The following is a 12,394-nucleotide window of genomic DNA, read 5'->3' as shown; positions in this document are numbered from 1 at the left end:
TTGCGGATGCAAATTTAAAATATTTCTAGGAATTCCAAAGCCTTTTTAGAGAAATTATAAAATTATTTTTACGCTTGTTTTTTCTTCACCAACATCCGCTTAATTTCGTTCAATTTCATAAGCGCTTCAACAGGTGTAAGTGTATCAATATCAATGTGTAAAATTTCTTCTTTTATATTCTCCAACAACGGATCGTCTAAATTAAAGAAGCTTAACTGCATCTCGTCGTTTAACGATTTTACTTTATCGGTGAGTTCTTCACTTGAGTGCGATTGCTCTAGTTTTTTTAATATTTTGTTCGCACGATGCAAAACCTGCTGTGGCATGCCCGCCATTTTTGCAACGTGAATACCAAAACTGTGCGCGCTTCCACCTTCAACCAATTTTCGTAAAAAAAGCACATTGTCTTTTAATTCTTTTACAGACACATTAAAGTTTTTTATGCGCGAAAAAGTCTCGCTCATTTCATTTAACTCGTGATAATGTGTGGCAAACAGGGTCTTGGGTTTTGCAGGATGCTCGTGTAAATACTCACTAATTGCCCAAGCAATCGAAATACCGTCATAGGTACTTGTACCTCTTCCAATTTCATCTAAAAGCACCAAACTTCTGTCGGAAATATTATTCAATATTGAAGCCGTTTCGTTCATTTCTACCATAAACGTAGATTCTCCCATCGAGATATTATCGCTGGCACCAACCCTTGTGAAAATTTTATCCACCAATCCAATTCGAGCGGTTTTGGCCGGCACGAAACTTCCTATTTGCGCCAATAAAACAATGAGTGCGGTTTGACGTAAAATAGCCGATTTACCAGACATATTAGGTCCAGTAATCATAATGATTTGCTGTGTTGTTCTATCTAAAAACACATTGTTTGCAATATAGTTTTCGCCAATGGGCAATTGCTTTTCGATAACGGGATGCCTCCCATCCTTTATATCCAAATCAAACGAATCGTCAATAGTGGGATAACTGTATTTATTCTCTTTTGCCAATTGCGAAAACCCACATAAACAGTCTATTTGCCCAATTAAATAAGCATTTTGCTGTACGGGTTTTATATACTGATTTAACCAAATTACCAATTCTGAAAACAACTGCTGCTCAATGGCTAAAATGCGTTCTTCAGCACCTAAAATTTTGGCTTCGTACTCTTTAAGCTCTTCGGTTATATACCGTTCGGCATTAACCAAAGTCTGCTTTCGTATCCACTCTTCCGGCACTTTATCTTTGTGCGTGTTACGGACTTCAATATAATACCCGAACACGTTATTCGAGGCTATTTTAAGCGATGTAATGCCCGTGCGCTCACTCTCGCGCTCCAACATAGCATCCAAATAATTTTTTCCGGATTTTGACAACGCCCTTAACTCGTCCAATTCCGAAGAAAATCCAACAGCAATACTATTTCCTTTTAAAACATTAACGGGTGCTTCTTCATTTAAAGTTTCCTTTATTTTCTCACGAAGCACATCGCAACCTTGTAATTTATCGCCAATAATTTTAAGCGATTCGTTATCACAATTTGAAGCCAACGCCTTTATGGGCACAATAGCTTCTAAAGAATTTTTAAGCTGAATAACCTCGCGCGGATTTACTTTTTCTGTGGCCACCTTAGAAATTAAACGTTCTAAATCGCCAATATGCTTGATGTGATTCTGAATTTTTTGAAGCGTTGATTTGTCTTTGGTCAAAAAACTAACCACTTCGTGTCGCTGTTTTATTTTTTCAACATGTTTCAAAGGCAATGCCAACCAGCGTTTTAACAACCTGCCGCCCATGGGCGAAATGGTTTTATCAATCACATTTAATAGCGTTACGGCATTGTTATTTGTAGAGTGATAAAGCTCTAAATTCCGGATGGTGAATTTGTCCATCCACACATAATCATCTTCCGCTATTCTAGAAATTGAAGTAATGTGCTGCAATTTATTATGTTGCGTTTCGCCCAAATAATGCAAAATAGAACCTGATGCAATAATGCCTTCGTACAAATCTTCAATACCGAAGCCTTTAAGCGTTTTTGTGTTGAAATGTTTGGTTAGGGTTTCGTAGGCATAATCGGTTTGATAGACCCAATCCTCTAAATAAAAGGTATGAAAATCGTCGCCAAAGGTGTCGTTAAAAAGAGTGCGCTTTTGTTTGGACACCAACACTTCGCTCGGGCTGAAATTTTGAAGTAACTTATCGATATATTCCGCATTGCCTTGCGAGGTTAAAAATTCGCCTGTTGAAATATCCAAAAACGAAATGCCAATATATTTTTTTTCAAAATACACCGAACATAAAAAGTTGTTGGATTTCGATATTAAGACCTCATCGTTTAAAGCCACACCAGGCGTAACCAATTCGGTAACACCACGTTTTACAATGGTTTTGGTTTGCTTTGGGTCTTCAAGCTGATCGCAAATAGCAACCCGCTCGCCCGCTTTTACCAACTTAGGCAAATACGTGTTTAACGAGTGGTGCGGAAAACCGGCCAACTCAATTTCGCTTTCGCTACCTGCACCGCGTTTGGTTAAAATAATACCTAAAATACCCGCCGTTTTTACGGCATCACTTCCAAAGGTTTCATAAAAATCGCCAACACGAAACAACAACAAAGCATCAGGATACTTGGCCTTAATGGCGTTGTACTGTTTCATTAACGGTGTTTCTTTTTTTGATTTTTTTGCCAACGGAATTTTGTTTTTAAGTAAGTTTGCTAATGTAATTAATTATTGATGTTTTTTTAAGCCGAAACGCTAGAAGTTATCTACAATTATTAACAAAATACTAACTTTTAGGTCGCTGCGAATACACGAATGATTGACTTGAAAAGATTTGTATGGGTTTAAGAAAATATCCGTGCTTTCATGGCGAATAAATAAAATTAAGATTTCCGCCTTCGCGGAAATAAAAAAACGATATTCAATGCGCAAACTAAAAAATAGCGAATTAGACCGATTAAGCATTCATGCTTTTAAAGACGCCCAAAAAACACCGTTAATCATTATTCTCGACAACATTAGAAGCTTAAATAACATTGGTTCGGTTTTTCGAACCAGTGACGCCTTTTTAATCGAAAAAATTTATTTGTGTGGCATTACGGCAACGCCTCCGCATAAAGACATACATAAAACCGCATTGGGAAGTACCGAAACGGTAGATTGGGAATACGCCGAAAACACTTTAGATGTGGTTGAAAAACTTAAAGCCGAAAACGTAAAAATATGTGCGATTGAGCAGGCCGAAAATGCCACCATGCTTAACGATTTTACAGTTTTACCCAACACCAAATACGCCTTGGTTTTTGGCAACGAGGTAAAAGGTGTTGCCCAAAATGTGGTAAACATTAGCGATGTGGTTATTGAAATTCCTCAATTTGGCACCAAACATTCTTTAAATATTTCGGTGAGCTGTGGCGTTGTGGTTTGGGATTTGTTTAGCAAACTTAATTGCAGTGACTAAAAAACCAAAACAGCCTTGGCCCACAAAAGCAGTGATGCATCAAATTTACGAAAGGCATCTTTGGGGCGGAAACGAGACCGATTTTTATTCGGGAGAAGGCTCGCACAATCCAGAAATCACAAAGCCATATTTAGAGGCGGTCTCCACATTTTTAAAATCTTTTACAAACCCGCTAACGGTATGCGATTTAGGTTGTGGCGATTTTAATATCGGCAAGCAACTCACCAAATACACTAAAAAATATAGTGCCGTAGATATTGTTGAATCCCTTATTGAAAGAAATAAAACATTATTTAAAGAAGACAACTTAGAGTTTCGCTATTTGGATATTTCAAAAGAAGCACTCCCCCAAGCAGACTGCGTTATTTTACGGCAAGTTTTGCAGCATTTATCGAATGCTGAAATACAAAACATTTTAAAAAAATTAAAAACTTATAAATACATCATTCTAACGGAACATATACCTTTGGGTAACTTTACCCCGAACAAAGACATCATTTCCGGGCAAGGGATTCGGCTAAAACAAAACAGCGGTGTTAACATTTTGGAAGCGCCTTTTAATTTTAAGATTAAAAATGAAAAACAACTTAACAAGTATGTTTTGGATGATAAAAAAGGACGTATTGTAACGACGTTGTTTGAGGTGTTTTAGCGGTGGTTTTTTGAGTGAACTCGTTTTTGTCATTCCGTGCTTGACACGGAATCCAATAATAATCGAAACTGAAATGTAGATTCCTGCCTTCGCAGGAATGACAAAATTAACTTACAATTCAACTTGGTTCTAATTTTAAAAAAAATTAACTTCGCTTATCGGTGGATATTAATCATTGAAACAGATTGATATGCAAAAACCATGGTAAAACATTTAATGAAAAACTGATTGGAACCATTTAAACTAATAGAAAGAGTTAACTCCTTAGATACTTTTCTTGAATTTATCAAAGCTCTAATGCTTGACAAAAGAGAGGAAGACGAAAAAGAAAATTAGAACCATCATCACCTTATTCATCCGGACATAATGGTTGGGAACATAATGATATTGCTTCACTTCTTGATGCTATACACGCTGGCACAAAGGACAGTGGGTTTTCTGAAGAGGCAAGTTGGAAAAATTTTGCAGAAATAATTTATATTGGGAAAATCTACGAATAATGAAAATTACTTGGAACGACTTAAAGATTGATTTTAAACACATTGACCAAAATCGGTTGACAGAAAGTTGGAGTTGGTTAATCGGAACTGATAAAAAACCAATTTTAATGTCTAGTATTGGGGATTTATTTCTTGCTGATGAAAAAGGGTTCTGCTTTTGGCTTAATGTTGGAGAGGGAATTTTCGAAAAAGTGGCTGACAACATCGAAGAGTTTAAATCTAAACTAAAAGACAGTGAACAAGTTGACGAATGGTTTTTAATTGGACTTATAGAAAAATTAAAAGAAAGCGGACTTGAGTTAACCGAAAAGCATCTTTACGGATATAAAAAATTGCCCGTTTTAGGTGGAGAATATGAGCCAGAAAATTTTGAATTAACTGATATTGAAGTTCATTTCGAATTAAGCGGACAAATTCATAAACAAATTAAAGATTTGCCAGACGGAACAAAAGTCAATTTAACAACAACCGAATAAAAAACGTTTTACAACACGATGTATAAAACATAGCTAATAAGTACAAAACCGAAAGGTTTTTTATATTTAGAAAGTCCGCCAAATTTTTAATTTGGCTTTAAAAAGAGAAAAACTAAAACAAAATATAAAAATTTGGCTCTATATTAATCCGAAAAGTTAGTGTCTTTTTACACGCTACGTTTCATATACAAAACCGATAAGCGGAACTCCAAAATCACATCCCACAAATCTCATCCAAAACCCATAAATAATCCCCTCGATTTTCAACAAAATCCCTGTCGGAAATATCAATGATTTTTACATTAAAATCGCTTTGGGTTTTTAAAAATTCCAAATAACCCGCGTTTATTTTTTCCAGGTATTCGTTGTCTATATTCTGCTCGTAATCGCGTCCGCGTTTTTTAATGTTTTGTTGCAACCGTTCGGTGTTTTGATACAAATACACGTATAATTCAGGCTTTTTTAAATCTTTGTACATCAAATTAAAAAGCTTTCGGTATAACATAAACTCATCTTCAGCCAAAGTAATCTTTGAGAAAATAAGCGATTTAAACACGTCGTAATCGCTCACGATAAAATCTTTAAACAAATCGAGTTGCGCCAAATCGTCTGATATTTGCTGGTAGCGATCGGCCAAAAAACTCATCTCCAAAGTAAAGGCGTAACGCTGTGCATCTTCGTAAAATTTAGGCAAAAACGGATTATCGGCAAAACGTTCTAAAATAAGTTTCGCATTAAAATCGTGCGCCATTTTAGTAGCTAAACTGGTTTTTCCGGCGCCAATATTCCCCTCAATGGCAATGTAGTTGTATTTTGAAAAATCATAGACTTTGCTCGGATTTTTCAACCAAATATTAATGGGTTCCAAAACCGATTCGTCTTCACATTCCGCCAACAAAACCGAGACGACTTTATGGTTTTTGGGGTGCTTTATTTTAGATGCAATATCGTTAAGCGGTTGCAGTACAAACCTGCGTTTTTCCATTTCGGGATGCGGCACTTGAAGTGTTTGGGTATCGATAATTTGGGTTTCGGCAAAAACAATGTCCAAATCAATGGTTCGGGCTTCATAACCCGCTCTTTTTTTTCGGGTGCGCCCTAAAGCGGTTTCAATAGACAGTAGTTCCTGTAACACCTGTTCCGCGCTCAAATACGATTCCAATACCGCGCAGGCATTAAAAAAGTCATCACTTTCAAAACCAAAGGCAGGCGATTTATAAACTTTCGAAATCAGTTTTATATGCCCTATCTTTTTATGAATGGCATCCATGGCGTTTTGTAAATTTTTAAATTTATCGCCTTTGTTGCTGCCTAATGCAATATAAAATGTAGTTGGTTTTTTCATTGAGAAAGCAAATTAACTAAAAGTAAATGGTTTACTTTATATTTACATTAATGATTTATTCACAATTATTAGTTCCCGAAACAATGCTCTTGTGTGGCACCACTGAAACTTGTATAGAACTAATAATAATTAATAACGAATGTCACTTCGAGTGATTCCGATTTTTTTATCGGAATTGTATCGAGAAGTCTAGAATTTTCAACTTTATAACTATGAAAATCTATTATGTTTATATTTTAAAATGTTCAGACAACACGTATTACACAGGCATAACATCTAATTTAACTAAGCGAATTGCTGAACATAAATCTGGAAAATATAATGATAGTTACACTTTTGAACGGAGACCAATTCATTTAGAATTTTATGCAGAATTCACAAATATCGATTTGGCTATTGCAACCGAAAAACAAATCAAAAAATGGTCCCGAGCTAAAAAAGAAGCATTAATTAATAATGATTTCGATAAGCTTCCTAACTTAGCCAAAAAGAAATTTAACAAACCTTAGTTCTCGTTATATCGCTTCGAGTGATTCCGATTTTTTTTATCGGAATTGTATTGAGAAGCTTTAGAAATCAAAATTTAAAACTATTAAATAAGTATATTGAATTAAACAAGTTCTCGATACAATGCTCCTGCGTCGCATCACTCGAACTGACAACAAATTATTTATTCACAATTTATATGACATTAAAAGACAAACTTGCGGCACAGCGTATTTACATGCTTTTAGGGGCGCTGTTTATAACATCGTTGGTGGTTTCAAACTTGATTTTTCAAAAGTTTTTTTATTGGCACCCGTTGGACATTGAGGTTTTTGGGAGCAAACTTTTTATTGTGTCGGTTGGTATTTTACCCTATCCCATTACCTTTTTAATCACCGATTTAATTAGCGAGATTTACGGTAAAAAGCGGGCAAATCAAGTAGTGGTTACCGGTATTTTTGCCTCTTTGTTTTCGGTATTAATTGTTTATGTTGCCGATGTGGTTCCCGCTTTTGCAGATTCGCCCATTAACGATTCTATTTTTACAAAAGTATTTGGCCGAACCATTTTAGCGGTTGGCGCCAGCATGACGGCCTATTTATTTGCGCAATTTGTAGATATTCAAATTTATCATTTCTGGAAAAAACTCACCCGTGGCAAATACCTTTGGCTGCGCAACAATTTCTCGACATGGTTATCGCAATTTGTCGATACATTTTCGGTTGTTTTTCTGTTGTGCTTTTTCGAGGTTTTGCCCTGGAGCCTTTTTAAAGGCTTATTGGTTAGCGGGTTTTTATTTAAGGTTTTTGTAGCTGCTTGCGACACGCCTTTTTTATATTTGGGCGTTTATTTATTCAGAAAACGTTTTAATCTAAAGGTAAATGAAGAGATAGATTTACTGTAATTTCGTTTGCGTTAATATTACTTTCGTTAAGGTTAAACTTTTATTAAACTTTTTAGTTATTTAAACTTAAACACAATCACACTCGTATATTTATATAAACTCGTTTTTATGAAAAAAGCTTTAAAAATTATTGGCATTACATTACTAATTATCATTGTACTTTTAATTGCAATTCCTTTTGCGTTTCAAGGCCAAATTAAAGACATGGTTAAGCGATTTATAAACGAGAACGTCAATGCCAAAGTGGAGTTTAGCGATGTTAGCCTAAGTTTTATCAGTAGCTTCCCGCAAGCCCATGTTAGCGTAAGCGATTTGGTGATTACCAATTTTGCGCCTTTTAAAGACGAAACGTTGGCCACCGCAAAAAACATCGCGTTTACCATGCCTATTAAAGAGCTGTTTAAAAAAGCCGACGACGACCCGATAACCGTAAATTCCATTGATGCCGACGAAGTTTTATTAACCTTAAAAACAAATAAATTTGGCGATGTTAATTATGATATTGCCAAAGCAGATGAAAAGGCTTCAACCGAAACACCATCAAGTAGTTTTTCCTTTAATCTTGAAGAGTACAGCATCAACAACAGTGCGTTAACGTATTTGGATGAAGCTTCAAATATGATCATCCACGTATCTGAAATAAACCATACAGGCAACGGTATTTTTTCCGCGGAAGCGTCAGAATTAAACACCAAAAGTGAAGCCAATTTGAGCATTACCATGGATAGCACTACCTATTTAAGCAACAACCCCGTAAAATTGGATGCTTTAATTGGGTTGGATTTAAACAACAGCATTTACACCTTTAAAGAAAACAAAGGTTTTATTAACGATTTGCCTTTGGAGTTTCAAGGTTTTGTGAAGCTGTTGGAAAACGGACAGGAGATCGACATCACTTTTAAAAACCCGGAATCTGATTTTAAAAATTTCTTGGCGGTGATTCCAAAAGCCTATTCAAAAAATATTGACGATGTACAAACGACGGGCGATTTTAAAATAAGCGGTATTATAAAAGGGTTGAATTCGGATGAAACCATTCCTAATTTAGACATTACTATCACTTCAAACAACGCCTCGTTTAAATATCCCGATTTGCCAAAACGTGTGAGCAATATTTCCATAAATACATCAATAAAAAACACCACGGGCAATGTAGATGATACGTTTATAGCCATTGATAAACTCGATTTTAAAATTGATGACGATGTATTTAAATCGTCGGCAACCTTAAAAAACATCACCAAAAACATGCTGGTTAACGCCAATATTGACGGGGTTTTAAATTTAGCCAACATTACCAAAGTGTACCCCATTGAATTGGATAATGCGTTGAGCGGTATTTTAAAAGGAAAAATCAATACTTCCTTTGATATGAAAGCCATTGAAACCAATGCTTATGAGCGTATTAAAAATAACGGTTCGGCCAGCATTACGGATTTTGTATTTTCATCGGAAGATATTGTAAACCCCATTCATATTTCAAAAGCAGATATGACCTTTAATCCGGGAACGGTTTCGTTAAATCATTTTAAAGCCAAAACGGGCGATAGCGATATAAACGCTACCGGAACGATTAAAAATCTACTGGGTTTTTTATTAAGCGACAACACCTTGCAAGGGAATTTTAACGTGAATTCCAACGTATTTAAAGTGAGTGATTTCATGTCGGAAGATGAAGCTTCCGCTGAAAACAAAACGACATCAAATACCGAATCGCTAAAAATTCCCGCCTTTTTGGATTGTACCATTAATGCCGATGCCAAAACCGTGGTTTACGACAATTTAAATTTAAAGGATGTTAAAGGCACGCTGTTAATTAAAGACCAGCAAGCCACCTTAAAGAACATGACCTCCAGTATATTTGACGGTGCGTTATCGATTACCGGCGATGTGTCAACAAAAAGCGAAACACCCACTTTTAATTTGAATTTGGGCGCCAATGGGTTTGATATTGCGCAATCGTTTAACAACATGGAATTGCTTCAAAATTTAGCTCCCGTAGCCAAATTGCTCGCTGGTAAATTAAATACAACCATTAATCTTTCGGGTAAATTAGACGAAACATTTTCACCCGATTTGGGTAGCATGTCCGGTAACGCTTTCGCGGAATTATTAGCAACTCGAATTGGCGCAAACCAAAGTGAATTGATGACAAAACTTGAAGGCGCACTAAATTTTATAGACTTTAAAAAATTGGATTTAAAGGATTTAAAAACCAAACTGGAATTCGCCAACGGACAAGTAAGCGTAAATCCATTTCAAATAAAATACGATGATATTGTAATTAACGTTTCGGGCTCCCACGGTTTCGATAAAACCCTAAATTACAGCGCTATTTTTAACGTACCCGCAAAATATTTAGGCGGTGAGATCAATCAATTAATCGGAAGAATCAATACCGAAGAAGCTAAAAATATCGCCATTCCGGTTACGGCCAATATTGGTGGCTCTTACACGAGTCCGACCGTAAAAACCGATTTAACCAGTGGCATTAGCAGCCTAACAAAACAACTTATTGAGATTGAAAAACAAAAATTATTAAATCAAGGCAAAGACAAGGTCAAGGATTTAATTGGCGATGTTATTGGCAACAATAAAACCAAAACCGACTCGCTTAAAAAAGAACAAAACAACACGGTTAAAGATGTTTTAGGTGGTATTATCAATAAAAACAAAACACCAACAGATTCTACAAAAACAAATACCAATGATGCGGTTAAAAACGTGCTTGGAGGTTTATTGGGTAAAAAGAAAAAAGCAACGGATACGGTTAATTAGTTGCTAGGAATTGCCCAAATTTATCATTCGCACAATATTTTTATTAAATATAATGGAATGAAGTGTTTATCTAAAATTATTTGAAGGCTTCAATTTTGGAATACAAATACCCTAAATCGTTCAAAATTGCCCAAAATCTTTAAAAAAACACTAAATTTTGTTCGTTTTTGCCCGTTTTTACATAAAAAATGGTTAAAAATTAGGTTTTATAAAATATAAAGTTATGTTGTATGGCGAAAATTATTTAAATTTTATATAAATAGATATGAGGCAATTAAAAATCACTAAACAAGTTACTAATAGAGAGTCTAAATCGCTTGATAAATATCTACAAGATATTAGCAAAATACCGTTAATTACCGCAGACGAAGAAGTGGAGTTGGCGCAAAGAATTCGCCAAGGCGATCAAAAAGCATTAGATACACTTACAACCGCTAACTTGCGTTTTGTTGTTTCAGTCTCAAAACAATACCAAAATCAAGGTCTGTCATTACCAGATTTAATTAACGAAGGTAACGCAGGCTTGGTAAAAGCGGCTAAACGTTTTGATGAAACTAGAGGTTTTAAATTTATTTCTTATGCCGTTTGGTGGATTCGACAAGCAATTCTTCAAGCTTTAGCAGAACAATCTCGAATAGTTAGATTACCTTTGAACAAAATTGGTTCTATAAATAAAATAAACAAGGCTTATTCATTTTTAGAACAAGAGCACGAAAGAGCGCCGAGTGCTGAAGAAATTGCTAATAATCTAGACCTTTCGGTTAAAAACGTAAAGCAATCTATGAAGATTTCTGGCAGACACGTTTCAATGGATGCGCCTTTGAAAGAAGGAGAAACATTTAGTTTGTATGATGTTGTAATGTCTGATGAATCGCCTAAACCAGATAATGGTTTAATGAGAGATTCCTTAAACATTGAGTTAAATAGAGCATTAGACACCCTATCTGAAAAAGAGGCAGAGGTAATACGAAACTATTACGGCATAAGTAAAAAGCACCCGATGAGCCTACAGGAAATAGGCATTTCGTTTGGATTAACACGCGAACGGGTAAGACAAATTAAAGAAAAAGGCATTCGCAGATTGCGACATACCTCTAAAAGTAAAGTATTAAAAACGTATTTAGGATAGTCCTAAAAACACAAAACTATTAATAAAAATATATGCTAAAAATTATTGTAAAAGATGGCGAAAACATCGAACGCGCCTTAAAACGTTACAAAAGAAAACACCGTAACATTAAAGTTATGCAGAATTTAAGAGACGGACAGTTTTTTACTAAACCTTCAGTGAAAAGACGTCGCGAAATTCAAAAAGCCGCTTACATTCAAAAGTTACGAGATCAAGAAGATATATAGTTTTCTAGTTTCTTTACAAAACATAAAGGCTGTCTAAAAAAAGGGCTTAATGCTTGTTAATTTGAGCTAAGCCAATTTTTCAATGCAATAAAATCTGTGCATTCAAACTATCGTTTAGGCTAAATATTCACTTTTTTTTTAGACAGCCGCTTTATCAGTAAATTTCCAAAGGTTCCAACATGCTTTTAAAAAACGGCTAGCTTCTATAGCCTATAGGGTTGTCTTCATAAAAATCATCAAAAGTTTTAGTGGTTGTATAATTGTCTTTTAAAACCTTATAAACCGTAATAACCACAAAAAGCTGCCCGAAACACATAAGATAAAACACCCAGTTAAAAGGCATGTTTAGTGACGCCATAATGGTTAACGTTACCAACAAGAGTGTTGCAATAACAACATAAAATATACCTGTAATTTTCATTTTTTACTTTCAATTTACTAAAT

General features: G+C 35.3%; 11 protein-coding genes. 8 read left to right on the top strand and 3 right to left on the bottom strand.

Annotation, left to right across the window (positions count from 1 at the left end; genetic code table 11):
• Positions 1–68: 68 nt before the first annotated feature.
• The gene (gene mutS / locus RNZ47_RS05190; RefSeq protein ID WP_311937391.1) at positions 69–2,681 is read right to left on the bottom strand and encodes a DNA mismatch repair protein MutS; all 2,613 of its coding nucleotides are present in this window, start codon (positions 2,679–2,681) and stop codon (positions 69–71) included.
• A gap of 235 nt (positions 2,682–2,916) precedes the next feature.
• Here mutS and RNZ47_RS05185 point away from each other — a divergent pair, with 235 nt between their 5' ends.
• The 3 genes from RNZ47_RS05185 (at position 2,917) to RNZ47_RS05175 (ending at position 5,081) form a co-directional block, all read left to right on the top strand.
• Positions 2,917–3,453 carry an RNA methyltransferase gene (locus tag RNZ47_RS05185; RefSeq protein WP_311937387.1) on the top strand — a complete coding sequence of 179 codons (537 nt, stop codon included), beginning with the start codon at positions 2,917–2,919 and terminating at the stop codon, positions 3,451–3,453.
• Entirely contained in the window at positions 3,446–4,105 is a 660-nt protein-coding gene (locus RNZ47_RS05180) for a class I SAM-dependent methyltransferase (RefSeq protein ID WP_311937383.1), read from the top strand. Before RNZ47_RS05185 ends, RNZ47_RS05180 begins: the two co-directional genes overlap by 8 nt.
• 451 nt (positions 4,106–4,556) lie before the next feature.
• Entirely contained in the window at positions 4,557–5,081 is a 525-nt protein-coding gene (locus tag RNZ47_RS05175) for a T6SS immunity protein Tdi1 domain-containing protein (protein ID WP_311937380.1), read from the top strand.
• Positions 5,082–5,295: 214 nt separating this feature from the next.
• Here RNZ47_RS05175 and folK read toward each other — a convergent pair whose 3' ends face one another.
• Positions 5,296–6,426, bottom strand: coding sequence for a 2-amino-4-hydroxy-6-hydroxymethyldihydropteridine diphosphokinase (folK, locus tag RNZ47_RS05170; RefSeq protein WP_311937378.1), 1,131 nt, complete (start codon positions 6,424–6,426; stop codon positions 5,296–5,298).
• Positions 6,427–6,638: 212 nt separating this feature from the next.
• Here folK and RNZ47_RS05165 point away from each other — a divergent pair, with 212 nt between their 5' ends.
• The 5 genes from RNZ47_RS05165 to rpsU all read left to right on the top strand — a co-directional run bounded on the left by RNZ47_RS05165 (position 6,639) and on the right by rpsU (position 11,950).
• Positions 6,639–6,935 (top strand): GIY-YIG nuclease family protein, encoded by a 297-nt coding sequence (locus RNZ47_RS05165; RefSeq protein ID WP_311937375.1) that lies wholly within the window; start codon positions 6,639–6,641, stop codon positions 6,933–6,935.
• Positions 6,936–7,111: 176 nt separating this feature from the next.
• Positions 7,112–7,816 (top strand): queuosine precursor transporter, encoded by a 705-nt coding sequence (locus RNZ47_RS05160; protein WP_311937372.1) that lies wholly within the window; start codon positions 7,112–7,114, stop codon positions 7,814–7,816.
• Positions 7,817–7,924: 108 nt separating this feature from the next.
• Entirely contained in the window at positions 7,925–10,594 is a 2,670-nt protein-coding gene (locus RNZ47_RS05155) for an AsmA-like C-terminal region-containing protein (RefSeq protein ID WP_311937370.1), read from the top strand.
• A gap of 265 nt (positions 10,595–10,859) precedes the next feature.
• Positions 10,860–11,723 (top strand): sigma-70 family RNA polymerase sigma factor, encoded by an 864-nt coding sequence (locus tag RNZ47_RS05150; protein ID WP_311937367.1) that lies wholly within the window; start codon positions 10,860–10,862, stop codon positions 11,721–11,723.
• Between the two features lie 32 nt (positions 11,724–11,755).
• Positions 11,756–11,950 carry a 30S ribosomal protein S21 gene (gene rpsU, locus RNZ47_RS05145; RefSeq protein ID WP_311937365.1) on the top strand — a complete coding sequence of 65 codons (195 nt, stop codon included), beginning with the start codon at positions 11,756–11,758 and terminating at the stop codon, positions 11,948–11,950.
• 196 nt (positions 11,951–12,146) lie between these two features.
• Here rpsU and RNZ47_RS05140 read toward each other — a convergent pair whose 3' ends face one another.
• Positions 12,147–12,371, bottom strand: a complete 225-nt coding sequence (locus RNZ47_RS05140; protein ID WP_311937362.1) for a hypothetical protein — start codon at positions 12,369–12,371, stop codon at positions 12,147–12,149.
• Positions 12,372–12,394: the final 23 nt, after the last annotated feature.

The sequence above is a fragment of the Hwangdonia seohaensis genome (assembly GCF_031932625.1).
GTDB classification, from domain to species: Bacteria; Bacteroidota; Bacteroidia; order Flavobacteriales; family Flavobacteriaceae; genus Hwangdonia; species Hwangdonia seohaensis.
The sequence above is the reverse complement of the archived record's forward strand: the minus strand, read 5'-3'. Positions and strand labels throughout refer to the sequence as shown.

Coding starts and splice junctions, on each gene's coding strand:
- RNZ47_RS05185 (WP_311937387.1), top strand. CDS start 2,917: ATGCGCAAACTAAAAAATAGCGAATTAGACCGATTAAGCATTCATGCT.
- folK (WP_311937378.1), bottom strand. CDS start 6,426: ATGAAAAAACCAACTACATTTTATATTGCATTAGGCAGCAACAAAGGC.
- RNZ47_RS05165 (WP_311937375.1), top strand. CDS start 6,639: ATGAAAATCTATTATGTTTATATTTTAAAATGTTCAGACAACACGTAT.
- RNZ47_RS05160 (WP_311937372.1), top strand. CDS start 7,112: ATGACATTAAAAGACAAACTTGCGGCACAGCGTATTTACATGCTTTTA.
- RNZ47_RS05155 (WP_311937370.1), top strand. CDS start 7,925: ATGAAAAAAGCTTTAAAAATTATTGGCATTACATTACTAATTATCATT.
- RNZ47_RS05150 (WP_311937367.1), top strand. CDS start 10,860: ATGAGGCAATTAAAAATCACTAAACAAGTTACTAATAGAGAGTCTAAA.
- rpsU (WP_311937365.1), top strand. CDS start 11,756: ATGCTAAAAATTATTGTAAAAGATGGCGAAAACATCGAACGCGCCTTA.
- RNZ47_RS05140 (WP_311937362.1), bottom strand. CDS start 12,371: ATGAAAATTACAGGTATATTTTATGTTGTTATTGCAACACTCTTGTTG.